Here is a 24720-nt window from a genome sequence, read left to right on the forward strand (position 1 = left end):
CGCTGATCGTCCTGGTCGGGCCCATGGGCTCGGGCAAGTCCACCGTCGGCGAGCTGCTCGCCGAGCGGCTCGGCGTGCCCTACCGGGACACCGACGCCGACATCGTCGCGGCCCAGGGCCGGGAGATCGCGGACATCTTCGTCGACGAGGGCGAACTGTACTTCCGTGAGCTCGAACGGCAGGCCGTACGAGCCGCGGTCGCCGAGCACCCGGGCGTGCTCGCCCTCGGCGGCGGCGCGATCCTCGACGACTCGACCCGTGAGCTGCTGGCCGGGCTGCCCGTCGTCTATCTCTCGCTGGACGTGGAGGAGGCGGTCAGGCGGGTCGGCCTCAACCAGGCGCGGCCGCTGCTCGCCGTCAATCCGCGCCGCCAGTGGCGGGAGCTGATGGACGCACGCCGCCACCTGTACACCGAAGTCGCCCGCGTTGTCGTCGCCACGGACGACCGCACCCCCGAAGAGGTCGCCCAAGCGGTCCTCGACGCCCTGAAGCTGGAGAAGCAGGCATGACGGACCAGGCTGTGACCCGTATTCAGGTCGGCGGTACGGAAGGCTCCGATCCGTACGAGGTGCTGGTCGGCCGGCAGCTGCTCGGCGAGCTCCCCGGGCTGATCGGCCGCGCCCAGAGGGTCGCCGTGCTGCACCCCGAGGCGCTGGCCGGCACCGGCGACGCGATCCGCGAGGACCTGGCTTCCCAGGGGTACGAGGCGATCGCGATCCAGCTGCCGAACGCCGAGGAGGCCAAGACCGTCGAGGTCGCCGCGTACTGCTGGAAGGCACTCGGCCAGACCGGCTTCACCCGTAGCGACGTCATCGTCGGCGTCGGCGGCGGCGCCACCACCGACGTCGCGGGCTTCGTGGCAGCGACCTGGCTGCGGGGCGTGCGGTGGATCGCTCTGCCGACGACCGTGCTCGGCATGGTCGACGCGGCCGTCGGTGGCAAGACCGGCATCAACACCGCCGAGGGCAAGAACCTCGTGGGCGCCTTCCACCCACCCGCCGGGGTGCTGTGCGATCTCGCCGCGCTGGACTCGCTGCCCGTCAACGACTACGTCAGCGGTATGGCCGAGATCATCAAGGCGGGTTTCATCGCCGACCCGGCGATCCTCGACCTGGTCGAGGCCGACCCGCAGGGCGCGCGCACTCCCGCCGGTCCGCACACCGCCGAGCTGATCGAGCGCTCGATCCGGGTGAAGGCCGAGGTCGTCTCCAACGACCTCAAGGAGTCCGGGCTGCGCGAGATCCTCAACTACGGGCACACGCTCGCCCATGCCATCGAGAAGAACGAGCGCTACAAGTGGCGGCACGGCGCGGCCGTCTCGGTCGGCATGGTCTTCGCCGCCGAACTGGGCCGTCTGGCAGGCCGGTTGGACGACGCGACCGCGGACCGGCACCGCTCCGTCCTGGAGTCCGTCGGACTGCCGCTCACCTACCGCGGCGACCAGTGGCCGAAGCTCTTGGAGACCATGAAGGTCGACAAGAAGTCCCGCGGCAATCTGCTGCGCTTCATCGTTCTCGACGGCCTCGCCAAGCCGACCGTGCTGGAGGGTCCGGACCCGGCGGTGCTGCTCGCCGCGTACGGAGAGGTGTCCGCATGACCCGCCGGGTGCTCGTCCTCAACGGCCCCAACCTCGGGCGGCTCGGCTCCCGCGAGCCCGACGTCTACGGCGCGACCTCCTATGCGGGTCTGGTGGAGACCTGCCAGCAGCTCGGCAAGGAGCTCGGCTTCGACGTCGACGTACGCGAGACGAACGACGAGGGCGAGATGATCCGCTGGCTGCACGAGGCCGCAGACGGCTCAATTCCGGTCGTTCTCAACCCCGGTGCTTTCACGCACTACTCGTACGCGATGCGCGATGCGGCCGCCCAGCGGACCGCTCCGCTGATCGAGGTGCACATCTCGAATCCGTACACGCGTGAGGCATTCCGGCACACGTCGGTGGTCGCGGCGGTCGCCAGCGGCACGGTCGCAGGCTTCGGCATCGGCTCGTACCGTCTCGCTCTGCGCGCCCTGGCCGAGGAATTGACTGACTGACAGGGCACTTTGGACCTTCCCCGGCCGTTCCCACGGGGGGCGGACGGAAAGGTACCGTTCGGTAGCAAGGCGGCCGAGTGCCGCCTGACCAGCGTCAGTCGTACGAGACGGAGTGGCACCGGATGCAGCACGCAGTGGGGGCTCCGCTGCCGCCGCCCCACGGACCGGGGCACGGACCGGCCGGATGGACACACAGCGCCCAGCACCCGGGGCCGCCGCCGGGTGCTCCCGCCGGACCGCCTCCCGCGGCTCCCGCCGGTCCTCCGCTTCAGGACCGGCCGCCTGCCGGACCGTCGCCGCAGGGCCGGCCGCCCGCCGGACCGCCTCCCGCCGCTCCCGCCGAGCCTCGGCACCCGCAGGGCCGGCCCGCCGGACCTCCGCCGCAGGGCCGGCCGCCTGCCGGACCGCCTCCCGGGCATCCGCCGCAGGGACAGCTGCCCGCGGCTCCCGCGGGCCCTCCGCCCCCGCAGAGTCGTCCGCACGGCGGGCATCCCGCCCCCGGCTGGTCAGGTCCCGCATCCCAGCACGCCTCCGCGCCGGCATCCCGTGAGACGACCGGGCACATCCAGCTGCCGCCCGGCGGCCCGGTTCCCATACCCGCCCCGCCGCCCGCCGACAGCGGCACCGGCGTGACCACCCTCGCCGTCCTGCTGATCGGCCCGGCAGGCGCGGGCAAGACGACCGTGGCCCGGCACTGGGCCACCAGCCGCCGCGTCCCCACCGCGCACATCAGCCTCGACGACGTACGCGAATGGGTCTGCTCCGGCTTCGCCGACCCCCAGTCCGGCTGGAACGAGCACTCCGAGGCGCAGTACCGCCTCGCCCGCCGCACCTGCGGCTTCGCCGCCCGCAACTTCCTGGCGAACGGCATCTCCTGCATCCTGGACGACGCGGTCTTCCCGGACCGGCCGGTCGTCGGCCTCGGCGGCTGGAAGCGCCATGTCGGCCCGGGCCTGCTGCCCGTCGTCCTGCTCCCCGGTCTCGAGATCGTGCTGGAGCGCAACGCCGAGCGCAGCGGCAACCGCCGCCTGTCGGACGAGGAAGTCGCCAGCATCCACGGCCGGATGGCCGGCTGGTACGGATCCGGGCTGCCGATAATCGACAACTCCAAGTACGACGTGGAGACCACGGCCCGGGTGCTCGACGACGTACTGGCCCGGTCCATCGCGAGCCCGCCGAACTGGTAGCCCGGGCACACCCGTGCCAGGCACCTGCCCGACCCCCCCCGTGCGCACCCCCGGTCGGACGCGCTGACCAGGCCGAGCCGCGCCCACGCTCGTAGGCTCGTGACATGTCAGAGGTGTATGGGATCCGCCGCGACCGGCTGCGCGACCGGTGCGCGGCCACCGGCAGCGCCGGGGTCCTGGTCTCCCGTCCCGCCAACGTCCGCTATCTCGCGGGCGGCGTGCCGCCCGGCGCCGTGCTGCTGCTCGGCCCCGGCGAAGACAACCTTCTCTGCCCCAGTACACCCACCGACGACCCCGCCGACGGCCACACCGACGAGCAGCTGCGGCTGACCGTCCTGCCGACCTCGGCCGGCGACCCGGCGGTCGCGGCAGCCGAACTCGCGCGGACCGTAGGCGTCGAGTGCCTCGCCGTCGAGGAGCATCATCTGACCGTCGCGAGGCACCGGGCGGTCGGCTCGGTCGCGCCCCGGCTGCGTCTCGCCGACCTCGGCCTCGCCGTCGAGCAGCAGCGGATCGTCAAGGACGAGGAGGAGATCGCCTGTCTGCGGATCGCGGCCGAGATCACCGACCAGGCCCTCGGTGAACTGCTGGAGTCGATCCTGGTGGGCCGCACCGAACGGCATCTCGCCCTGGAGCTGGAGCGCCGGCTCGTCGACCACGGCGCCGACGGGCCCGCCTTCCCGACCTCGGTCGCCACCGGACCCAACTCGGGCCGCGGCGACCACCGTCCCACCGACCGCCGGGTCGAGGAGGGGGATTTCCTCGCCGTCTGCGTGGGTGCCAACTACCGCGGCTACCGCTGCGAGATCGGCCGTACGTTTGTGATCGGGACGACCCCGGCGGACTGGCAGATCGAGCTGTACGACATTGTCTTCACCGCTCAGCGGGCCGCCCGGGAGTCTCTCTCACCGGGCGCCGCGTATCGCGATGTGGACCATGCGGCCCGCCAGATCCTGGACGCCGCGGGCCATGGCGAAGGCCTCCCGCCGCTCACCGGGCACGGTGTCGGGCTCGAAATCGACGAGGACCCGCAGCTTGCCCCTGCGGCCATGGGTAAACTGGACGCTTGTGTGCCGGTCACCGTCGAACCGGGGGTCCACCTCCCGGGCCGGGGCGGTGTCCGGATCGATGACACGCTCGTCGTGCGCCAGGAGGCGGACGGCGGACCCGAGCTACTCACCATCACGACCAAGGAGCTGCTCGCGCTCTAGCTCAGCTGAGCGCGCGTCCTCGGTCGTCCACCAGCGTCAGTCCAGGAGATTCCGCAACCGTGGCTTCCACGAACGACCTCAAGAACGGCATGGTGCTCAAGCTCGACGGAGGCCAGCTCTGGTCCGTCGTCGAGTTCCAGCACGTCAAGCCCGGCAAGGGCCCTGCCTTTGTGCGCACCAAGCTCAAGAACGTGCTCTCCGGCAAGGTCGTCGACAAGACCTTCAACGCCGGCGTGAAGGTCGAGACGGCCACCGTCGACCGCCGCGACATGCAGTTCTCGTACATGGACGGCGACTACTTCGTCTTCATGGACATGCAGACATACGACCAGCTGCACATCGACCGCAAGGCCGTCGGTGACGCCGCGAACTTCCTGATCGAGGGCTTCACCGCCAGCGTCGCCCAGCACGAGGGCGAGGTGCTCTATGTCGAGCTGCCCGCCGCCGTCGAGCTGACCATCCAGCACACCGACCCCGGCGTCCAGGGCGACCGCTCCACCGGTGGCACCAAGCCCGCCACGCTGGAGACCGGCTACGAGATCGGTGTCCCGCTCTTCATCACCACCGGTGAGAAGATCAAGGTCGACACCCGCTCCGGTGAGTACCTCGGCCGGGTGAACAGCTAACCGTGGCTGCCCGGAACAAGGCCCGTAAGCGCGCCTTTCAGATCCTCTTCGAGGCCGACCAGCGCGGTGCGTCCGTGCAGACGGTCCTCGCGGACTGGGTGCGGCACGCGCGGACCGACGACCGGCAGCCGCCGGTCGGCGAGTACACGATGCAGCTCGTCGAGGGGTACGCGCAGTACGCGGACCGGATCGACGACCTCATCGCCACCTACGCGGTCGGCTGGACCCTCGACCGGATGCCGGTCGTCGACCGCAACATCATCCGGCTCGGCGCGTACGAGCTGGTGTGGGTGGACGAGACCCCGGACGCGGTGGTGATCGACGAGGCGGTGCAGCTCGCCAAGGAGTTCTCCACCGACGAGTCCCCGTCGTTCGTGAACGGCATGCTCGGCCGCTTCAAGGACCTCAAGCCGAGCCTGCGTCGCGACTAGCGCGCACCCGGCTCCACCAGGCCCGAAGCGGAAGACGAACAATCTTCCGCTTCGGGCCTGGTGCATGTCCGGGCCGGACGCAACGGAGGGCGAACCTGCACATAGCGGGTTCGCCCTCCGACGTGACGTTTCTCCTGAAGTGGCGTCAGCCCTCTTCGTGGGTGACCGCGCGCCGCGCGTCCGCGTCGAGCACGCCCCAGCTGATGAGCTGCTCGGTCAGGACCGACGGCGACTGGTCGTAGATGACGGCAAGGGTGCGCAGGTCGTCCTGGCGGATCGACAGCACCTTGCCGTTGTAGTCGCCGCGCTGGGACTGGATCGTGGCGGCGTAGCGCTGCAGCGGGCCCGCCTTCTCCTGCGGCACGTGGGCCAGCCGCTCCAGATCCAGGACGAGCTTCGGCGGCGGCTCGGCGGCCCCGCCCGGCGTGGTGCCAGGAAGCAGTTCCTGCACCGGGACGCCGTAGAAGTCCGCCAGCTCGGCGAGGCGCTGCACGGTCACTGCACGGTCGCCACGCTCGTACGAACCGACTACAACGGCCTTCCAGCGGCCCTGGGACTTCTCTTCCACGCCGTGGAGGGAAAGCCCCTGCTGGGTGCGGATGGCGCGGAGCTTGGCCCCGAGCTGTTTTGCGTATTCGCTGGACATATAGCTCCCCGGACACTGTGTCGACGTGCGGCTCCGCCGCGCGGCTGGTCACTCACTGTGAGGTTACGCAGCGTTACTTGGGTGCGTCAAGCCGAAAAGGTCCGTACGGTCTCCGCCTGCGGCGGGACCGGGGTCCGCGACCGGGGCCCCGCAAGGCCCTGGTAACGTGGGTGGCGCAATTTAGACGTCCTTTAACGTCCGTCCCGTGAGGCGGAGAAGGAGGTCCGTTTCATATGGACACGCACAACAGCTCCGATGCGGCACGCCCCGTTCTCGAGGCCCCCGACATCGCGCGGGTACTGACCCGCATCGCCCACGAGATCGTCGAACGTGCCAAGGGCGCCGACGACGTGGTGCTTCTCGGCATTCCGACCCGCGGTGTCTACCTCGCCCGCCGGCTGGCCGACAAGCTCGAAGAGATCACCGGCCGCAAGATCCCGGTCGGCTCGCTCGACATCACCATGTACCGCGACGACCTGCGCCTGCGGCCCGCCCGCACGCTGGCCCGCACCGAGATCCCCGGTGACGGCGTCGACGGCCGGCTGGTCGTCCTCGTCGACGACGTGCTCTTCTCCGGTCGCACCATCCGCGCCGCGCTCGACGCCCTCGGCGACATCGGCAGGCCGCGCGCCGTGCAGCTCGCCGTCCTGGTCGACCGCGGCCACCGCGAACTCCCGATCCGCGCCGACTATGTCGGCAAGAACCTCCCCACGTCGCTGCGGGAGACGGTCAAGGTCCAGCTCGCCGAGGAGGACGGTCGCGACACCGTGCTGCTCGGTGTCCGCGAGACCGCCCCGGCCGGCGAGCAGTAGCACTCCTCCGTACGCCTCCGAATTCCGTACGGACGTGCCACCTGCGCGCCCGCATGCCGCCGTGCTGTCCGGGTGACAACCCCGGACGCCCGAACTCCAGACAACGGAGCACACCCAGATGAAGCGCCACCTCATCTCGGCCGCCGACCTCACCCGCGACGACGCCGTGCTGATCCTCGACACCGCCGAGGAGATGGCCCGGGTCGCCGACCGGCCGATCAAGAAACTGCCGACCCTGCGCGGCCGCACCGTGGTCAACCTCTTCTTCGAGGACTCGACGCGGACCCGGATCTCCTTCGAGGCCGCCGCCAAGCGGCTCTCCGCCGACGTCATCAACTTCTCCGCCAAAGGGTCTTCGGTCTCCAAGGGCGAGTCCCTCAAGGACACCGCGCTGACCCTGGAGGCGATGGGCGCGGACGCCGTCGTCATCCGGCACGGTGCGTCCGGAGCCCCCTACCGGCTCGCCACCTCCGGCTGGATCGACGGCGCGGTCGTCAACGCCGGGGACGGCACCCACGAGCACCCCACGCAGGCGCTGCTCGACGCCTTCACCATGCGCCGCCGGCTGGTCGGCGCGGACGCCGGGATAGGGCGTGGCCTGGACGGGCGGCGGATCACGATCGTCGGCGATGTGCTGCACAGCCGGGTGGCCCGCTCCAACGTCCTGCTGCTGCACACCCTCGGCGCCGAGGTCACGCTGGTCGCTCCGCCCACCCTGGTGCCGATCGGCGTCGAGAACTGGCCGTGCGAGGTGTCGTTCGCACTCGACGAGGTGCTGCCGAAGTCCGACGCGGTGATGATGCTGCGTGTGCAGAGCGAGCGGATGAACGCCGCCTTCTTCCCGACCGAGCGTGAGTACTCGCGCCGCTACGGCCTGGACGGCGACCGCATGGCCCGGATGCCGGAGCACGCCATCATCATGCACCCCGGCCCGATGAACCGCGGCATGGAGATCACCGCCGAGGTCGCCGACTCCGACCGCTGCACGGCCGTCGAGCAGGTCGCCAACGGCGTCTCGACCCGCATGGCCGTCCTGTATCTGCTTCTGGGCGGCAACGAGCCCGCCGTCAGCCCCACCCGCACCGAGGAGAAGAAGTAACCATGAGCAAGATCCTTATTCGTGGCGCGAAGGTGCTGGGCGGCGAGGCGCAGGACGTCCTGATCGACGGCGAGACCATCGCTGAGGTCGGTACGGGAATCGAGGCCGGCGACGCGACCGTCGTCGAGGCCGAGGGACAGATCCTGCTGCCCGGTCTCGTCGACCTGCACACCCACCTGCGCGAGCCCGGCCGCGAGGACTCCGAGACCGTCCTCACCGGCACCAAGGCGGCCGCTGTCGGCGGTTTCACCGCCGTACACGCCATGGCGAACACCTTCCCCGTCGCCGACACCGCAGGCGTCGTCGAGCAGGTCTACCGCCTCGGCAAGGAGTCCGGCTACTGCGACGTGCAGCCCGTCGGCGCCGTCACCGTGGGCCTGGAGGGCAAGCAGCTCGCCGAGCTCGGCGCGATGCACGACTCCGCCGCCGGCGTGAAGGTCTTCTCCGACGACGGCAAGTGCGTCGACGACGCCGTGATCATGCGCCGTGCGCTGGAGTATGTGAAGGCCTTCGACGGCGTCGTCGCCCAGCACGCCCAGGAGCCCCGCCTCACCGAGGGCGCCCAGATGAACGAGGGCATCGTCTCCTCCGAGCTCGGACTCGGCGGCTGGCCGGCCGTCGCCGAGGAGTCGATCATCGCCCGCGATGTCCTCCTCGCCGCCCACGTCGGTTCCCGTGTCCACATCTGCCACCTCTCGACGGCAGGCTCGGTCGAGATCGTCCGCTGGGCCAAGTCCAAGGGCTGGAACGTCACCGCCGAGGTCACCCCGCACCACCTGCTGCTCACCGACGAGCTGGTACGTACGTACAACCCGGTCTACAAAGTGAACCCGCCGCTGCGCACAGAGGCGGACGTCCTGGCCCTGCGCGAGGCCCTCGCCGACGGCACCATCGACTGCGTCGCCACCGACCACGCCCCGCACCCGCACGAGGACAAGGACTGCGAGTGGGCCGCGGCCGCCATGGGCATGGTGGGCCTGGAGACCGCGCTCTCCGTCGTCCAGCAGACGATGGTCGAGACCGGGCTGCTCGACTGGGCCGCGGTCGCCGACCGGATGTCCTTCCGCCCGGCGCAGATCGGCCGTCTGGACGGCCACGGCCGCCCCGTCTCGGCAGGTGAGCCCGCGAACCTCACGCTCGTCGATCCGGCATACCGTGGACTCGTGGACCCCGCGGGCTTCGCCTCCCGCAGCCGCAACACCCCCTACCAGGGCCGTGAGCTGCCGGGACGCGTGACCCACACCTTCCTGCGGGGCCGGGCCACGGTCGTCGACGGGAAGCTCGCGTGACATCTCTCATCCAAATCGCCGCCGAGCAGAAGTCGGCGGATGTGACCGACTGGGCCGCCCGCATCGGCTGGGTCGTCGGACTGCTGCTGTTCATCGCGTTCGTCTACTGGCTGATGCGCCAGGGATGGAAGTGGCGCGGCAGCCTCCAGTCCGACCTGCCCGAGCTGCCTGCCGTGCCCGAGGCGCCGGGCGAGGCGAAACTTGAGCTGACCGGCCGCTACCACGGCTCCACGACCGCAGGGCAGTGGCTGGACCGGATCGTCGCCCACGGCCTGGGCGCACGCAGCCGGGTCGAGCTCAGGCTCACGGACGCGGGCCTCGAGGTCGTACGCCCCGGGGCGCGGGACTTCTTCGTCCCGCAGGCGGCCCTGCGCGAGGCCAGGCTGGACAAGGGCATCGCGGGCAAGGTCCTCGCCGAGGGCGGACTGCTGATCGTCACCTGGGCGCACGGCGACAAGCTGATCGACTCCGGCTTCCGCTCCGACCACGCGGCCGAGCAGGCCGCCTGGGTCGAGGCGATCAACACCATGAGCACTCTGAACAGCACGACGGAAGGCACCGCACGATGACGACCTCCAATCCGGGGCACGCCTCGAAGAGGCAAGGGGCGTCTCCCGCCGTACTCGTCCTGGAGGACGGCCGCACCTTCCGCGGCCGCGCCTACGGGGCCGTGGGGGAGACCTTCGGCGAGGCGGTGTTCAACACCGGCATGACCGGTTACCAGGAGACGCTCACCGACCCCTCGTACCACCGCCAGGTCGTCGTGATGACCGCCCCGCACGTCGGCAACACCGGCGTCAACGACGAGGACGACGAGTCCAAGCGGATCTGGGTCGCCGGCTATGTCGTCCGCGACCCCGCGCGGGTGCCCTCCAACTGGCGCTCCCAGCGCTCCCTGGACGACGAGCTCGTATCCCAGGGCGTGGTGGGCATCAGCGGCATCGACACCCGTGCGCTCACCCGCCATCTGCGTGAGCGCGGCGCGATGCGCGTCGGCATCTTTTCCGGCGATGCGCTCGCCGACCAGGCCACGCTGCTCGCGCGGGTGCAGGAAGCGCCCCGGATGAAGGGCGCGAACCTCTCCGCCGAGGTGGCCACCACCGAGGCGTACGTCGTCCCGGCGATCGGGACCAAGCGCTTCACCGTCGCCGCCATAGACCTCGGCATCAAGGGCATGACCCCGCACCGGATGGCCGAGCGCGGCATCGAGGTGCACGTCCTGCCCGCCACCGCCACGGTCGATGACGTGTACGCCGTGAACCCCGACGGCGTGTTCCTCTCCAACGGTCCCGGCGACCCGGCGACCGCCGACCTGACCGTGGTCAAGGGCGTACTGGAGCGCAAGACCCCCCTTTTCGGCATCTGCTTCGGCAACCAGCTGCTCGGCCGCTCGCTCGGCTTCGGCACGTACAAGCTGAAGTACGGCCACCGCGGCATCAACCAGCCCGTGCAGGACCGCTCCACCGGCAAGGTCGAGGTCACCGCCCACAACCACGGGTTCGCCGTCGACGCGCCGCTCGACAAGGTCTCCGAGACCCCCTACGGCCGCGCCGAGGTCTCCCACGTCTGCCTCAATGACAACGTGGTGGAGGGCCTGAAGCTGCTCGACCAGCCGGCCTTCAGCGTCCAGTACCACCCCGAGGCGGCCGCGGGCCCGCACGACGCCGCGTACCTCTTCGACCGCTTCGTATCCCTGATGGAGGGCCAGCGTGCCTAAGCGCTCCGATATCCAGTCCGTCCTGGTCATCGGCTCCGGCCCGATCGTCATCGGCCAGGCCGCCGAGTTCGACTACTCCGGCACCCAGGCCTGCCGCGTCCTCAAGTCCGAGGGCCTGCGCGTCATCCTGGTGAACTCCAACCCGGCGACGATCATGACCGACCCGGAGATCGCCGACGCCACGTACGTCGAGCCGATCACCCCGGAGTTCGTCGAGAAGATCATCGCCAAGGAGCGCCCCGACGCGCTGCTGCCCACCCTCGGCGGCCAGACCGCGCTCAACACCGCGATCTCCATGCACGAGCAGGGTGTGCTCGAGAAGTACGGCGTCGAGCTCATCGGCGCCAATGTCGAGGCGATCAACAAGGGCGAGGACCGCGACCTGTTCAAGGGCGTCGTCGAGGCGGTCCGCACCAAGATCGGCCACGGCGAGTCCGCCCGCTCGGTCATCTGTCACTCCATGGACGACGTCCTGGCGGGCGTCGACGAGCTGGGCGGCTACCCGGTCGTCGTCCGCCCCTCCTTCACCATGGGCGGCGCCGGCTCCGGCTTCGCGCACGACGAGGACGAGCTGCGCCGTATCGCGGGACAGGGCCTCACACTCTCGCCGACCACCGAGGTGCTCCTGGAGGAGTCCATCCTCGGCTGGAAGGAGTACGAGCTGGAGCTGATGCGCGACAAGCACGACAACGTCGTGGTCGTCTGCTCCATCGAGAACTTCGACCCCATGGGCGTGCACACCGGCGACTCGATCACCGTCGCGCCCGCGATGACGCTGACGGACCGTGAGTACCAGCGGCTGCGCGACGTCGGTATCGCGATCATCCGCGAGGTCGGCGTGGACACCGGCGGCTGCAACATCCAGTTCGCCGTCAACCCCGACGACGGCCGGATCATCGTCATCGAGATGAACCCGCGGGTGTCGCGGTCCTCGGCGCTGGCGTCGAAGGCCACCGGCTTCCCGATCGCCAAGATCGCCGCCCGTCTCGCCGTCGGCTACACCCTCGACGAGATCCCCAACGACATCACCGAGAAGACCCCGGCGTCCTTCGAGCCCACGCTCGACTACGTCGTCGTCAAGGTGCCGCGCTTCGCCTTCGAGAAGTTCCCGTCCGCCGACGCCACCCTCACCACCACCATGAAGTCGGTGGGCGAGGCCATGGCGATCGGCCGGAACTTCACCGAGGCGCTCAACAAGGCCCTGCGCTCGCTGGAGAAGAAGGGCTCGCAGTTCTCCTTCACCGGCGATCCCGGCGACAAGGGCGGGCTGCTGCTGGCCGCCAAGGTCCCCACCGACGGCCGGATCAACACCGTCATGCAGGCCATCCGCGCGGGCGCCACCCCCGAAGAGGTCTTCGAAGCGACGAAGATCGACCCCTGGTTCGTCGACCAGCTCTTCCTGATCAAGGAGTACGCCGACGAGCTCGCCTCCGCCGAGAAGCTCGACCCCGAGCTGCTCGCGGACGCAAAGCACCACGGCTTCTCCGACGTCCAGATCGCCGAGATCCGCGGGCTGCGCGAGGACGTCGTACGCGAGGTCCGGCACGCGCTGGGCATTCGCCCGGTCTACAAGACGGTCGACACCTGCGCCGCCGAATTCGCCGCGAAGACCCCGTACTTCTACTCCTCCTACGACGAGGAGAGCGAGGTCGCGCCGCGCGAGAAGCCCGCCGTGATCATCCTCGGCTCGGGGCCCAACCGCATCGGCCAGGGCATCGAGTTCGACTACTCCTGCGTCCACGCCTCCTTCGCGCTCAGCGACGCCGGCTACGAGACCGTGATGGTCAACTGCAACCCCGAGACCGTCTCCACCGACTACGACACCTCCGACCGGCTCTACTTCGAGCCGCTCACCCTGGAGGACGTCCTGGAGATCGTCCACGCCGAGTCGCAGGCCGGCCCGATCGCCGGTGTGATCGTCCAGCTGGGCGGCCAGACCCCGCTGGGTCTCGCGCAGGCGCTCAAGGACAACGGCGTGCCGATCGTCGGCACCTCGCCCGAGGCCATCCACTCCGCCGAGGACCGCGGCGCCTTCGGCCAGGTGCTCGCCGAAGCCGGTCTCCCGGCCCCCAAGCACGGCACCGCGACCACCTTCGCCGGGGCCAAGGCCATCGCCGACGAGATCGGCTACCCCGTCCTCGTACGCCCGTCGTACGTGCTCGGCGGGCGCGGCATGGAGATCGTGTACGACGAGGCCCGCCTCGAGTCGTACATCGCCCAGTCCACCGAGATCAGCCCCACCCGTCCGGTGCTGGTCGACCGTTTCCTCGACGACGCGATCGAGATCGACGTCGACGCGCTCTACGACGGCACCGAGCTCTACCTCGGCGGCGTGATGGAGCACATCGAGGAGGCCGGCATCCACTCCGGCGACTCGGCCTGTGCACTGCCCCCGATCACGCTCGGCGGTTTCGACATCAAGCGGCTGCGGGCCTCGACCGAGGCCATCGCGCGCGGCGTCGGGGTGCGCGGACTGATCAACATCCAGTTCGCGATGGCCGGGGACATCCTGTACGTCCTCGAGGCCAACCCGCGTGCCTCGCGCACCGTCCCCTTCACCTCGAAGGCGACCGCCGTGCCGCTGGCGAAGGCCGCCGCCCGCATCTCGCTCGGCGCGACCATCGCCGAGCTGCGCACCGAGGGCCTGCTGCCATCGAACGGCGACGGCGGGACGCTCCCGATGGACGCGCCGATCTCCGTCAAGGAGGCCGTGATGCCGTGGTCGCGCTTCCGCGACATCCACGGCCGCGGCGTTGACACCGTCCTCGGCCCGGAGATGCGCTCCACCGGTGAAGTCATGGGCATCGACACGGTGTTCGGCACCGCGTACGCCAAGTCCCAGGCGGGCGCGTACGGTCCGCTGCCCACCAAGGGCCGCGCGTTCATCTCCGTCGCCAACCGCGACAAGCGCTCGATGATCTTCCCGGCCCGTGAGCTGGTCGCGCACGGCTTCGAGCTGCTCGCCACGTCCGGCACGGCCGAGGTGCTCAAGCGCAACGGCATCAACGCCACCATCGTGCGCAAGCAGAGCGAGGGCCTGGGCCCGAACGGCGAGCGGACCATCGTCCAGCTCATCCACGACGGCGATGTCGACCTCATCGTCAACACCCCGTACGGCACCGGCGGCCGTCTCGACGGCTACGACATCCGTACGGCGGCGGTGGCGCGCTCCGTGCCCTGCCTGACGACGGTCCAGGCGCTCGCTGCCGCTGTCCAGGGCATCGACGCGCTCAACCGCGGGGATGTGGGTGTGCGTTCACTCCAGGAACACGCAGAACACCTGACCGCGGCCCGCGACTAGCAATCGGGGAGGGGGACACCGGAAACGGTGTCCCCCTCTTTGTGAGGACACCACCATGTACAAGTTCATCTTCAAGCTCCTCTTCAAGCGGATGGACCCGGAGCAGGCCCACTACCTGGCCTTCCGCTGGATCCGGCTCGCGGTCCGCATCCCCGTCCTGCGTACGTTCATCGCGGCAGTGCTCGCGCCCCGCTACAAGGAGCTGCGCACCGAGGCGCTCGGTCTGCGCATGCACGGCCCGTTCGGCCTCGCCGCAGGATTCGACAAGAACGCCGTCGCCATCGACGGCATGTCGATGCTCGGCTTCGACCACATCGAGATCGGCACGGTCACGGCACAGCCGCAGCCGGGCAACCCCAAGCAGCGGCTGTTCCGGCTCGTACCGGACCGTGCGCTGATCAACCGCATGGGCTTCAACAACGAGGGCTCGGCGGCCGTCGCCGAGCGGCTGGCCTCCCGGAAGGCGGTCTTCAGGACCGTCGTGGGCGTCAACATCGGCAAGACGAAGGTCGTGCCCGAGGCGGAGGCGGCGGCCGACTACGTGACGTCGACCGAGCGCCTGGCGCGCCACGCCGACTACCTGGTCGTCAATGTCTCGTCGCCGAACACGCCCGGCCTGCGCAACCTCCAGGCGACCGAATCGCTGCGCCCGCTGCTGACGGCCGTACGCGAGGCGGCCGATCGCAGCGTCGAAGACCGCCGCGTCCCCCTCCTGGTCAAGATCGCGCCGGACCTCGCGGACGAAGACGTGGACGCGGTCGCGGACCTGGCCCTCGAGCTCGGCCTGGACGGCATCATCGCCACCAACACGACCATCGCGCGCGAAGGCCTCGGCCTGAAGTCCGATCCGGCGCTGACCAAGGAGACCGGCGGGCTGTCCGGAGCGCCGGTCAAGGCGCGCTCCCTGGAGGTGCTGAGCCGCCTGTACGCGCGCGTGGGCGACCGGATCACGCTCATCGGCGTCGGGGGCATCGAGAACGCAGAGGACGCCTGGCAGCGCATCCTCGCGGGCGCCACGCTTGTGCAGGGCTACAGCGCCTTCATCTACGAGGGCCCCTTCTACGCCCGCGCCATCCACAAGGGCCTGGCCGCCCGGCTCAAGGCCTCCCCGTACCCCACCCTCGCCGAGGCCGTCGGCGCCGAGACCCGGAAGGCAGCCAAGTGACCCTCGAACCGTTCGGCGCACGCCTGCGCCACGCCATGGACACCCGTGGCCCGCTCTGCGTCGGCATCGACCCGCACGCGTCCCTGCTGACCGCCTGGGGCCTGAACGACGACATCGCCGGCCTGGAGCGCTTCACGCGTACGACCGTGGAGGCCTTGGCCGACCGGGTCGCCGTCCTGAAGCCCCAGTCGGCGTTCTTCGAGCGCTTCGGCTCGCGCGGCATCGCCGTCCTGGAAAAGACGGTCGAGGAGGCGCGGGCGGCGGGCGCGCTGGTGCTGATGGACGCCAAGCGGGGGGACATCGGCTCGACGATGGGCGCGTACGCCGCGACCTTCCTCGACAAGGACTCGCCGCTCTTCTCGGACGCGGTGACCCTCTCGCCGTACCTGGGCTTCGGCTCGCTGCGTCCGGCGCTGGACGCGGCCGCGGTCTCCGGCGCGGGCGTGTTCGTACTCGCCCTCACCTCGAACCCGGAGGGCGCGGAGGTGCAGCGCTCCACCGCCGCGGACGGGCGATCCCTCGCGCAGGTGATGCTGGACCACATGACCGTGGAGAACGCCGGTGCGCAGCCGCTCGGCTCGGTCGGCGCGGTGGTCGGCGCGACGCTGGGCGACGCGGGTGTGAACCTCGACATCAACGGGCCGCTGCTGGCCCCGGGCATCGGCGCGCAGGGCGCGACCCCGGCGGACCTTCCCGGAGTCTTCGGCGCGGCGGTCGGCAATGTCGTGCCGAGCGTGAGCCGCGGCGTGCTGCGGCACGGTCCGGACGTGGCGGCGCTGCGGGAGTCGGCGGCGCGTTTCGCGGACGAGGTGCGATCGGCCGTTTCGGGGGCCTAGCGCTTCCGCAGAGGGGCCTCGAAAACCTCCGCAGCGGCCGCATTGGCAGAATCTCGGCCAAAAAAGCGGGTCGATATGTCAGAAATGTCCTGGTCGGTCGATGCTGACCAGGACTTTTCGTCTGTTCTCGCTGACTGGAGCGGTCATGCCCGCTAGTCTCCGTCGAAGAGCGAACGTGCACTGCGTTGCTCGTTGCTCGCCTGGTGTGGGGCGACTAGGTTCCTCACCGGTCCGTATCCGACAGTTCGACATCCGAGGTGACGTAGGCGTGGCTCTTCCGCCCCTTACCCCTGAACAGCGCGCAGCCGCGCTCGAAAAGGCCGCCGCGGCTCGCCGGGAGCGGGCCGAGGTCAAAAATCGACTCAAGCACTCCGGCGCCTCGCTCCATGAGGTCATCAAGCAGGGCCAGGAGAACGACGTCATCGGCAAGATGAAGGTCTCCGCTCTCCTTGAGTCCCTGCCAGGCGTGGGCAAGGTCCGCGCCAAGCAGATCATGGAGAGGCTCGGCATCTCCGAGAGCCGTCGCGTGCGCGGTCTCGGCTCGAACCAGATCGCGTCTCTCGAGCGCGAGTTCGGCGGCGGCGCCGCCTGACGTTCTCGGGCACTCCCGAGAACCTGGATAATCGCTGCATGGCAGCAGAGGTACGTCCGCGGCTGACCGTGCTCTCCGGCCCCTCCGGGGTCGGCAAGAGCACGGTCGTCGCCCATATGCGCAAGGTCCACCCCGAGGTATGGCTCTCGGTGTCGGCCACTACAAGAAAGCCGCGCCCCGGCGAGCGTCACGGCGTCGAGTACTTCTTCGTCACCGACGAGGAATTCGACAAGCTGATTGCCAATGGCGAGCTGCTGGAATGGGCGGAGTTCGCGGGCCACCGCTACGGCACGCCGCGCCGCGCGGTCCTCGATCACCTGGAGGCGGGCGAGCCCGTCCTGCTGGAGATCGACCTCCAGGGCGCCCGGCAGGTCAAGGAGTCCATGCCGGAGGCGCTGCTGGTCTTCCTGGCCCCGCCGAGCTGGGAGGAGCTGGTGCGCCGTCTCACCGGCCGGGGCACCGAGCCGCCCGAGGTCATCGAGCGCCGGCTGGAGGCGGCCAAGGTGGAGCTGGCGGCCGAGTCGGAGTTCGATACGACCCTGGTCAACACCTCCGTCGAGGACGTAGCACGTGAGCTGCTAGCCTTGATGCAAGTTGTTTGATCTTTTTCTGTTTTTCCCTGAAGTTTCTTCGGAAGGCTAGAGCGTGTCCTCTTCCATCACTGCGCCCGAGGGCATCATCAACCCGCCGATCGACGAGCTGCTCGAGGCGACTGACTCGAAGTACAGCCTCGTGATCTACGCGGCCAAGCGCGCGCGTCAGATCAATGCGTACTACTCGCAGCTCGGTGAGGGTCTGCTCGAGTACGTCGGCCCGCTTGTGGACACCCATGTCCACGAGAAGCCGCTCTCGATCGCCCTGCGGGAGATCAACGCGGGTCTGCTGACCTCGGAGGCCATCGAGGGCCCGGCTCAGTAGCGATTTACGTTCTTCAGCGTTTTGCGTTCTTCACCACAGGCCTGGCGGCGCGACTGCCGGGCCTGTGGTGTGTCATGGGGAGGTACGCATCCGAGTGCGGGGAGACGCAGCAGTGGACAAGCCGAAGGTCGTTCTGGGGGTCAGTGGAGGCATCGCCGCGTACAAGGCGTGCGAGCTGCTGCGGAGGCTGACGGAGTCGGACCATGACGTACGCGTCGTGCCCACCGAGTCCGCGCTGCACTTCGTCGGCGCCGCGACCTGGTCGGCGCTCTCCGGACACGCCGTCTCGACCGAGGTCTGGTCCGACGTCCACGAGGTTCCGCACGTACGGATCGGGCAGGGCGCCGATCTGGTCGTCGTAGCGCCGGCCACCGCCGACATGCTCGCCAAGGCGGCCCACGGCCTCGCCGACGACCTGCTGACCAACACCCTCCTCACCGCACGCTGTCCGGTGGTCTTCGCGCCCGCGATGCACACCGAGATGTGGGAGCACCCCGCCACCCAGGAGAACGTCGCGACCCTGCGCCGCCGCGGGGCCGTCGTCATCGAGCCCGCCGTCGGCCGGCTCACCGGCGTAGACACCGGCAAGGGGCGGCTGCCCGAGCCGGACGAGATCTTCGAGGTCTGCCGCCGGGTACTTGCCCGCGGCGTGGCCGCCCCGGACCTCGCGGGCCGCCATGTGGTCGTCAGCGCGGGCGGCACGCGCGAGCCCCTGGACCCGGTGCGCTACCTGGGGAACCGCTCCTCCGGCAAGCAGGGATACGCCCTGGCCCGCACCGCCGCGGCCCGTGGCGCCCGCGTCACGCTCATCGAGGCCAACACCGGGCTGCCGGACCCGGCGGGCGTCGACGTCGTCCACGTCGGCACGGCGGTCCAGCTGCGCGAGGCCGTGCTCAAGGCCGCGGCGGAAGCCGACACGGTGGTGATGGCCGCGGCCGTCGCGGACTTCCGCCCCGCCGCGTACGCCGCAGGAAAGATCAAGAAGAAGGACGGTCAGGAGCCCGCGCCCATCGCGCTGGTCCGCAATCCCGACATCCTCGCCGAGATCTCCGCCGAGCGGGCCCGCCCCGCCCAGGTGATCGTCGGCTTCGCCGCCGAGACGGACGACGTACTCGCCAACGGCCGCGAAAAGCTGCGCCGCAAGGGCTGTGACCTTCTCGTCGTCAATGAGGTGGGGGAGCGCAAGACGTTCGGCTCCGAGGAGAACGAAGCGGTGGTGCTCGCCGCGGACGGCGGTGAGACTCCGGTGCCGTACGGGCCCAAGGAGTCCCTCGCCGACATCGTCTGGGACCTGGTAGTCCCACGGCTTGGGTGAATTCTTGGTTTCGCCGCGACGAGTGGTCGAAATCACGTGAAATCCGACGTATCACCCTAGGATCGGGGTCTATCGCCCTGCCGTACCGGACCGGAGTCCTGGTCGTAGAGCTCCCACGGAGCGAGACGGGTGGACCGGCGGCGGAGGGTGACGGATAAACTGCTCATGGACCGTCGCGAGGCGCAGCCCTCCGGGCGGTCCGCCAATGATCAGCCAGCAGCCGCTGCAACCCCAGGGAGCATTGTGTCCCGTCGTCTGTTCACCTCGGAGTCTGTGACCGAGGGTCACCCCGACAAGATCGCTGACCAGATCAGCGACACGATCCTCGACGCCCTTCTGCGGGAGGACCCGACCTCCCGGGTCGCCGTGGAGACCTTGATCACCACCGGTCTGGTGCACGTCGCCGGCGAGGTGACCACCAAGGCGTACGCGGACATCCCCACGCTCGTTCGCAACAAGGTCCTCGAGATCGGCTACGACTCCTCGAAGAAGGGCTTCGACGGCGCTTCCTGCGGCGTCTCGGTCTCCATCGGCGCGCAGTCGCCGGACATCGCGCAGGGCGTCGACACCGCGTACGAGAAGCGCGTCGAGGGCGACGAGGACGAGCTCGACAAGCAGGGCGCCGGCGACCAGGGCCTGATGTTCGGCTACGCCACCGACGAGACGCCCGAGCTGATGCCGCTGCCGATCCACCTGGCGCACCGGCTCTCCCGCCGCCTCTCCGAGGTCCGCAAGAACGGGACCATCCCCTACCTGCGCCCCGACGGCAAGACCCAGGTCACCATCGAGTACGACGGCGACAAGGCCGTCCGCCTCGACACCGTCGTGGTCTCCTCGCAGCACGCCTCGGACATCGACCTGGACTCGCTGCTCGCTCCCGACATCCGCGAGTTCGTCGTCGAGCACGTGCTGAAGCAGCTGGTGGACGACGGCATCAAGCTGGACACCGACGGCTACCGTCTGCTGGTCAACCCGACCGGACGGTTCGAGATCGGCGGCCCGATGGGCGACGCCGGCCTCACCGGCCGCAAGATCATCATCGACACCTACGGCGGCATGGCCCGTCACGGCGGCGGCGCGTTCTCCGGCAAGGACCCGTCCAAGGTGGACCGCTCGGCGGCGTACGCGATGCGCTGGGTCGCCAAGAACGTCGTGGCCGCCGGCCTCGCGGCGCGCTGCGAGGTGCAGGTCGCGTACGCGATCGGCAAGGCCGAGCCGGTCGGCCTCTTCGTCGAGACCTTCGGCACCGCCACGATCGACGTGGACAAGATCGAGCAGGCGATCGGAGAGGTCTTCGACCTGCGCCCGGCGGCCATCATCCGCGACCTGGATCTGCTGCGCCCGATCTACGCGCAGACGGCGGCGTACGGGCACTTCGGCCGCGAGCTGCCGGACTTCACGTGGGAGCGCACGGACCGCGTGGACGCGCTGCGCAGGGCTGTGGGTCTGTAAACACTGCACGCGCACGGCGGCCCCGGACCGACAAGGTCCGGGGCCGCCGTGCTGTCAGTGGCGTCTGGTAGGAATTTGGCTGTGAGCAGCGACGACAAGCAGCCCGAAGAGCCCGCCGCCGGTGGGCCGGAGCAGCTTGCTCTCATCCGCGAGACCGTCCGCAAGGCCAAGGTCCCGAAGGCCAAGCCACGGACCTGGCGAGGGGCCGCGCTGGCCAAGGAGCTGCCCGTTGCGCGGGTGATGGTCAACAAGGGCGTGCTCCATCTCGACCAGTATTTCGACTATGCCGTGCCCGAGGAGCTGGACGCGGACGCGCAGCCCGGGGTTCGGGTGCGGGTGCGGTTCGGGGCCGGGGGGCACCGGGTGCGGGAAGGGCGGCGGGAAGGGGGCGGCCTGATCGACGGGTTTCTCATCGAGCGGCGTGCCGAGACGGACTACGGAGGAGCGCTCGCCGCGCTCGCCTATGTCGTCTCGCCCGAGCCGGTGCTCAGCCCGGAGATGCTGGCCCTCGCGCGCGCGGTCGCCGATCGGTATGCGGGGAGCCTGGCAGATGTGCTGCAGCTCGCCATCCCGCCCAGGAACGGCCGTGCCGAGTCGAAGCCCTCGCCGGAGCCGCTGCCGCCGCCCGCCGCGCCGGACGCCGGGAGCTGGGTTCGGTACGGCCGCGGGGCGGCGTTTGTGGAGGCGCTCGCGACCGGGGGTGCGCCGCGGGCCGTGTGGACCGCGCTGCCCGGACCGCAGTGGCCGGACGAGCTGGCGCGGGCCGTCGTGGCGACGCTCGCCTCCGGGCGGGGCGCGCTGGTCGTTGTCCCGGACGGGCGGCGTGCGGCGCGGGTCGATGCCGCGCTCACCGCGCTGCTGGGGGAGGGCCGCCATGCGGTGCTGACCGCCGAGTCCGGGCCCGAGAAGCGGTACCGGCAGTGGCTCGCCGTGCGGCGCGGGTCGGTGCGGGCCGTCGTCGGGACGAGGGCCGCGATGTTCGCTCCCGTACAGGATCTCGGGCTGGTCGCCGTCTGGGACGACGGCGACTCCAGCCACAGCGATGAGAACGCACCGTTCCCGCATGTGCGCGAGGTCCTCGAGCTGCGGGCCACGCACGACAAGTGCGGCTTCCTGCTGGGGAGTACGAGCTGCACGGTGGAGGCGGCCCAGCTGGTGGAGAGCGGCTGGGCCCTGCCGCTGATCGCCGACCGTGAGCAGGTACGCAGCGCCGCGCCCCTGGTGCGTACGGTCGGGGACGGGGAGCTGGCGCGAGACGAGGCGGCGCGGGCGGCGCGGCTGCCGAGTCTGGCCTGGCAGACCGTCCGCGACGGGCTGCAGAGCGGACCGGTGCTGGTCCAGGTGCCCAGGCGGGGCTATGTGCCCAGGCTCGCGTGCGAGCGGTGCCGCACGCCCGCGCGGTGCCGGCACTGTTCCGGGCCGCTGGAGGCGCCCGACGAAAGGGATCTGACCTGTGGGTGGTGCGGACGCGGTGCGGTGGACTGGCACTGCGTCGCGTGCGGGAGTACGAGACTGCGCGCCCAGATCGTGGGCGCGCGGCGTACGGCGGAGGAGCTCGGCCGGGCCTTCCCCGCGGTCCAGGTGCGCACATCGGGCCGCGACCATGTGCTGGACACCGTCCCGGGGCGGCCCGCGCTGGTGGTGAGCACGCCGGGCGCGGAGCCCGTCGCCGACGGTGGATACGCGGCGGCGCTGCTGCTCGACGGCTGGGCGATGGTGGGGCGGCCCGACCTGCGGGCGGGCGAGGACGCGCTGCGGCGCTGGATGGACGCCGCATCGCTGGTGCGCGGGCAGAGCGAGGGCGGCACGGTGGTGATCGTCGCCGAGCCGACACTGCGGCCGGTCCAGGCGCTGGTGCGCTGGGACCCGGTCGGGCATGCGCAGCGCGAGTTGGGTGAGCGGGCGCAGCTGGGGTTCCCGCCGGTCTCCCGGATGGCGTCGGTGACGGGCCGTGCGGAGGCGATAGCCGCGTTTGTGGCGTCGGCCGAACTGCCCGGCGACGCGGAGCTGTTGGGCCCGGTACCGCTGCGGGTCACCGATCCGGGCAGACCACGGCGGCCGGGTGACCCCCCAGTGGGCGAGGTGTGGGAGCGGGCGCTGCTGAGGGTGCCGCCGGGCAGCGGGGCGGCGCTGGCGGCCGCGCTGAAGTCGGCACAGGCGGCCCGGCTGGCCCGCGGGGGCACCGAGCCGGTACGGATCAGGATCGACCCGCCGGACATCGGCTGACGGGATGCTGAGGGACGCTTAAGGGATGGGGACAAGGCCGGGCCGCACGTTGCGCTGTCGCCCCGCCCCCACGTACAGCGGACGACTGCCCCCACCCGTCAAGGGCAGGGGCAGCCGGGGGTAGGTCAGCCGTTGCGCGGGCCGGGGAAGGCGCTCGGGCGGGCCTCCTCGCGGAGGGAATGGGCGCTGACCGCCGGCTGCGGCGGCATCGCGCGGGCGGCGGGGACGGCCGGCAGGCCCGAGCCCATCGGCACCGTGCGGGTCGGTGCCGGGTCCGCGGCATGGTCCATGTCCGCCGGGCCCGTCTGCTGCGTGGCCCGTCGCGCGCCGTAACGGCGGTGGACCGCCTGCTTGGTCACCCCGAGCGCCGAGCCCACCGCGTCCCACGAGAAGCCCAGCGAACGGTCGAAGTCCACCGCCGCGGTCACCAGTGTCTCGACGCTGTCCCGCAGCTCCTGCGCAAGACGGACGGTCGGGGCCGGGGCCCTGCCGTAGACGACGAAGCCTGTGGACGGGCCGGATCGGCGCGGGCGGTAGACATTTCCCAGCTGGGCGGTGAGCGTGCGCAATGCGTCCACCTGCCGGCGGACCCGCTCGATGTCCCGCACCAACAGGTGCAGGCTTGCTCGGGCTTGAGCGTCGTGGGTTGCGTGGTCGGCCATTGACAAGCCTCTCGAACCGGCGTTGAAAAGGGGTCGGGCCGCATCCGGGGCGGCCCGTTTCGGTCAATCTCTCTTGACCAACGCTCTACCTGGCGATGTGGTCACGCTTCGGGGGCGTATGCACATATGCGCGGGGCGCACGGTCCTCCGTACGCCCCCTGACCCCGGGCCCATAGACTGGTGCGCTGCTCGTCACCGTACGCACCACCAGCTATCTGCACATACCAGCCTGAGAGGCAGTCAGCCACCGATGAAGCTCGTCTTCGCAGGCACCCCCGAGGTCGCCGTACCCTCCCTGGATGCACTGATCGCCTCCGACCGGCATGAAGTCGCCGCCGTCGTCACCCGGCCCGACGCACCCGCCGGACGCGGCCGCCACCTGGTGGCCAGCCCGGTCGCCCAGCGTGCCGAGGAAGCCGGGATCGAGGTGCTCAAGCCGGCCAAGCCGCGGGACGAGGACTTCCTGGCGCGGCTGCGCGAGATCGCGCCCGACTGCTGCCCGGTCGTCGCCTACGGCGCGCTGCTGCCCAAGGTGGCCCTGGACGTGCCCCGGCACGGCTGGGTCAATCTGCACTTCTCGCTGCTGCCCGCCTGGCGCGGCGCCGCACCGGTCCAGCACGCCATCCTCGCCGGGGACGAGATGACGGGCGCCGCGACCTTCCAGATCGAGGAAGGCCTCGACTCAGGTCCGGTGTACGGCGTGATCACCGAGCATGTACGGCCCACCGACACCAGCGGTGACCTGCTCACCCGGCTTGCCTTCGCCGGCTCCGGACTACTCGTCGCGACCATGGACGGTATCGAGGACGGCACCCTGAAGGCCGTGCCGCAGCCGGCCGAGGGCGTCTGGCTCGCGCCGAAGATCACGGTCGAGGACGCGCATGTGGACTGGAAGGCTCCGGCGCTCCGCGTCGACCGCGTCGTCCGCGGCTGCACCCCCGCGCCGGGCGCGTGGACGGTCTTCCGCGGGGAACGGCTCAAGCTGATCCAGGCGGCGCTGGTGCCCGACCGTACGGACCTCGCGCCCGGGGAGCTCTCCGTCGGCAAGAACAACGTCTACGTCGGAACCGGATCGCACGCCGTCGAGCTGCTCTGGGTCCAGCCGCAGGGCAAGAAGCCGATGCGCGCCGCCGACTGGGCGCGCGGGGTGCGCATCGCCCCGGGCGAGAGGGTGGGCGGCACGGACGTAGGCTGAGAGGGT

At 70.5% G+C, this 24720-nt stretch carries 24 protein-coding genes; 22 read left to right on the plus strand and 2 right to left on the minus strand.

All coding sequences use genetic code 11. The features are described 5' to 3' along the window. The first annotated feature begins 23 nt into the window (after positions 1-23). From ACZ3H8_RS23000 to nusB, 7 genes are all read left to right on the plus strand, one after another. A complete protein-coding gene (locus ACZ3H8_RS23000; protein ID WP_373430251.1) occupies positions 24-509 on the plus strand; it encodes a shikimate kinase in 486 nt (161 codons plus the stop codon). Further along, entirely contained in the window at positions 506-1597 is a 1092-nt protein-coding gene (gene aroB / locus ACZ3H8_RS23005) for a 3-dehydroquinate synthase (protein ID WP_307664647.1), read from the plus strand. Before ACZ3H8_RS23000 ends, aroB begins: the two co-directional genes overlap by 4 nt. Beyond that, the gene (aroQ, locus tag ACZ3H8_RS23010; protein WP_467404630.1) at positions 1594-2034 is read left to right on the plus strand and encodes a type II 3-dehydroquinate dehydratase; all 441 of its coding nucleotides are present in this window, start codon (positions 1594-1596) and stop codon (positions 2032-2034) included. Before aroB ends, aroQ begins: the two co-directional genes overlap by 4 nt. Before the next feature lie 122 nt (positions 2035-2156). Next, positions 2157-3221 carry a P-loop nucleotide/nucleoside kinase family protein gene (locus ACZ3H8_RS23015; RefSeq protein WP_467404632.1) on the plus strand — a complete coding sequence of 355 codons (1065 nt, stop codon included), beginning with the start codon at positions 2157-2159 and terminating at the stop codon, positions 3219-3221. A 104-nt stretch (positions 3222-3325) separates the two neighbouring features. Continuing rightward, positions 3326-4432: an aminopeptidase P family protein gene (locus ACZ3H8_RS23020; RefSeq protein ID WP_467404635.1), complete on the plus strand. Its 1107-nt coding sequence runs from the start codon at positions 3326-3328 to the stop codon at positions 4430-4432. A gap of 59 nt (positions 4433-4491) precedes the next feature. Further along, the gene (efp, locus tag ACZ3H8_RS23025; protein ID WP_307664651.1) at positions 4492-5058 is read left to right on the plus strand and encodes an elongation factor P; all 567 of its coding nucleotides are present in this window, start codon (positions 4492-4494) and stop codon (positions 5056-5058) included. 2 nt (positions 5059-5060) lie between these two features. Further along, a complete protein-coding gene (gene nusB / locus ACZ3H8_RS23030) occupies positions 5061-5489 on the plus strand; it encodes a transcription antitermination factor NusB (RefSeq protein ID WP_467404637.1) in 429 nt (142 codons plus the stop codon). Between the two features lie 145 nt (positions 5490-5634). Here nusB and bldD read toward each other — a convergent pair whose 3' ends face one another. Next, positions 5635-6135: a transcriptional regulator BldD gene (gene bldD, locus ACZ3H8_RS23035; protein ID WP_266489365.1), complete on the minus strand. Its 501-nt coding sequence runs from the start codon at positions 6133-6135 to the stop codon at positions 5635-5637. A 233-nt stretch (positions 6136-6368) separates the two neighbouring features. Here bldD and pyrR point away from each other — a divergent pair, with 233 nt between their 5' ends. From pyrR to ACZ3H8_RS23105, 14 genes are all read left to right on the plus strand, one after another. Next, complete coding sequence (pyrR, locus tag ACZ3H8_RS23040; protein ID WP_307664653.1) at positions 6369-6947, plus strand: bifunctional pyr operon transcriptional regulator/uracil phosphoribosyltransferase PyrR; 579 nt, start codon at positions 6369-6371, stop codon at positions 6945-6947. 118 nt (positions 6948-7065) lie between these two features. Continuing rightward, positions 7066-8046, plus strand: a complete 981-nt coding sequence (locus ACZ3H8_RS23045; protein ID WP_467404641.1) for an aspartate carbamoyltransferase catalytic subunit — start codon at positions 7066-7068, stop codon at positions 8044-8046. Between the two features lie 2 nt (positions 8047-8048). After that, positions 8049-9335 carry a dihydroorotase gene (locus ACZ3H8_RS23050; RefSeq protein ID WP_356231972.1) on the plus strand — a complete coding sequence of 429 codons (1287 nt, stop codon included), beginning with the start codon at positions 8049-8051 and terminating at the stop codon, positions 9333-9335. Further along, a complete protein-coding gene (locus tag ACZ3H8_RS23055) occupies positions 9332-9904 on the plus strand; it encodes a PH-like domain-containing protein (RefSeq protein ID WP_467404642.1) in 573 nt (190 codons plus the stop codon). Before ACZ3H8_RS23050 ends, ACZ3H8_RS23055 begins: the two co-directional genes overlap by 4 nt. Then, complete coding sequence (carA, locus tag ACZ3H8_RS23060) at positions 9901-11052, plus strand: glutamine-hydrolyzing carbamoyl-phosphate synthase small subunit (RefSeq protein ID WP_467404645.1); 1152 nt, start codon at positions 9901-9903, stop codon at positions 11050-11052. The genes ACZ3H8_RS23055 and carA overlap by 4 nt, the downstream gene beginning before the upstream one ends. Further along, positions 11045-14353, plus strand: a complete 3309-nt coding sequence (gene carB, locus ACZ3H8_RS23065; RefSeq protein WP_467404646.1) for a carbamoyl-phosphate synthase large subunit — start codon at positions 11045-11047, stop codon at positions 14351-14353. Before carA ends, carB begins: the two co-directional genes overlap by 8 nt. Before the next feature lie 55 nt (positions 14354-14408). Continuing rightward, entirely contained in the window at positions 14409-15518 is a 1110-nt protein-coding gene (locus tag ACZ3H8_RS23070) for a quinone-dependent dihydroorotate dehydrogenase (protein WP_467404647.1), read from the plus strand. After that, positions 15515-16354, plus strand: coding sequence for an orotidine-5'-phosphate decarboxylase (gene pyrF / locus ACZ3H8_RS23075; protein WP_467404650.1), 840 nt, complete (start codon positions 15515-15517; stop codon positions 16352-16354). The genes ACZ3H8_RS23070 and pyrF overlap by 4 nt, the downstream gene beginning before the upstream one ends. A 268-nt stretch (positions 16355-16622) precedes the next feature. After that, positions 16623-16946: an integration host factor gene (locus ACZ3H8_RS23080; protein ID WP_005319887.1), complete on the plus strand. Its 324-nt coding sequence runs from the start codon at positions 16623-16625 to the stop codon at positions 16944-16946. Positions 16947-16984: 38 nt separating this feature from the next. Continuing rightward, on the plus strand, positions 16985-17548 hold the full coding sequence (gene gmk, locus ACZ3H8_RS23085) for a guanylate kinase (RefSeq protein WP_467404651.1): 564 nt from the start codon (positions 16985-16987) through the stop codon (positions 17546-17548). Between the two features lie 43 nt (positions 17549-17591). Next, complete coding sequence (rpoZ, locus tag ACZ3H8_RS23090; RefSeq protein ID WP_005319902.1) at positions 17592-17864, plus strand: DNA-directed RNA polymerase subunit omega; 273 nt, start codon at positions 17592-17594, stop codon at positions 17862-17864. A gap of 112 nt (positions 17865-17976) precedes the next feature. Then, a complete protein-coding gene (gene coaBC, locus ACZ3H8_RS23095) occupies positions 17977-19179 on the plus strand; it encodes a bifunctional phosphopantothenoylcysteine decarboxylase/phosphopantothenate--cysteine ligase CoaBC (protein ID WP_467404653.1) in 1203 nt (400 codons plus the stop codon). Between the two features lie 243 nt (positions 19180-19422). Continuing rightward, a complete protein-coding gene (gene metK / locus ACZ3H8_RS23100) occupies positions 19423-20631 on the plus strand; it encodes a methionine adenosyltransferase (protein WP_467404656.1) in 1209 nt (402 codons plus the stop codon). A gap of 81 nt (positions 20632-20712) precedes the next feature. Then, positions 20713-22857 carry a primosomal protein N' gene (locus tag ACZ3H8_RS23105; RefSeq protein ID WP_467404658.1) on the plus strand — a complete coding sequence of 715 codons (2145 nt, stop codon included), beginning with the start codon at positions 20713-20715 and terminating at the stop codon, positions 22855-22857. Between the two features lie 125 nt (positions 22858-22982). Here the strand turns inward: ACZ3H8_RS23105 and ACZ3H8_RS23110 are convergent, their stop codons facing one another. Further along, positions 22983-23519: a hypothetical protein gene (locus tag ACZ3H8_RS23110; RefSeq protein WP_467404660.1), complete on the minus strand. Its 537-nt coding sequence runs from the start codon at positions 23517-23519 to the stop codon at positions 22983-22985. A 250-nt stretch (positions 23520-23769) separates the two neighbouring features. Here ACZ3H8_RS23110 and fmt point away from each other — a divergent pair, with 250 nt between their 5' ends. Then, complete coding sequence (gene fmt / locus ACZ3H8_RS23115; RefSeq protein ID WP_467404661.1) at positions 23770-24714, plus strand: methionyl-tRNA formyltransferase; 945 nt, start codon at positions 23770-23772, stop codon at positions 24712-24714. The last annotated feature ends 6 nt before the right edge of the window (positions 24715-24720 follow it).

This window comes from Streptomyces sp. NPDC002868, assembly GCF_055563295.1.

Bases quoted from the DNA above. Each gene is read 5' to 3' on its own strand.
- ACZ3H8_RS23050 (WP_356231972.1), top strand. From the start codon at position 8,049: ATGAGCAAGATCCTTATTCGTGGCGCGAAGGTGCTGGGCGGCGAGGCG.
- ACZ3H8_RS23015 (WP_467404632.1), top strand. From the start codon at position 2,157: ATGCAGCACGCAGTGGGGGCTCCGCTGCCGCCGCCCCACGGACCGGGG.
- ACZ3H8_RS23045 (WP_467404641.1), top strand. From the start codon at position 7,066: ATGAAGCGCCACCTCATCTCGGCCGCCGACCTCACCCGCGACGACGCC.
- gmk (WP_467404651.1), top strand. From the start codon at position 16,985: ATGGCAGCAGAGGTACGTCCGCGGCTGACCGTGCTCTCCGGCCCCTCC.
- carA (WP_467404645.1), top strand. From the start codon at position 9,901: ATGACGACCTCCAATCCGGGGCACGCCTCGAAGAGGCAAGGGGCGTCT.
- ACZ3H8_RS23110 (WP_467404660.1), bottom strand. From the start codon at position 23,519: ATGGCCGACCACGCAACCCACGACGCTCAAGCCCGAGCAAGCCTGCAC.
- ACZ3H8_RS23000 (WP_373430251.1), top strand. From the start codon at position 24: ATGGGCTCGGGCAAGTCCACCGTCGGCGAGCTGCTCGCCGAGCGGCTC.
- aroB (WP_307664647.1), top strand. From the start codon at position 506: ATGACGGACCAGGCTGTGACCCGTATTCAGGTCGGCGGTACGGAAGGC.
- bldD (WP_266489365.1), bottom strand. From the start codon at position 6,135: ATGTCCAGCGAATACGCAAAACAGCTCGGGGCCAAGCTCCGCGCCATC.
- aroQ (WP_467404630.1), top strand. From the start codon at position 1,594: ATGACCCGCCGGGTGCTCGTCCTCAACGGCCCCAACCTCGGGCGGCTC.
- ACZ3H8_RS23070 (WP_467404647.1), top strand. From the start codon at position 14,409: ATGTACAAGTTCATCTTCAAGCTCCTCTTCAAGCGGATGGACCCGGAG.
- ACZ3H8_RS23020 (WP_467404635.1), top strand. From the start codon at position 3,326: ATGTCAGAGGTGTATGGGATCCGCCGCGACCGGCTGCGCGACCGGTGC.
- fmt (WP_467404661.1), top strand. From the start codon at position 23,770: ATGAAGCTCGTCTTCGCAGGCACCCCCGAGGTCGCCGTACCCTCCCTG.
- pyrR (WP_307664653.1), top strand. From the start codon at position 6,369: ATGGACACGCACAACAGCTCCGATGCGGCACGCCCCGTTCTCGAGGCC.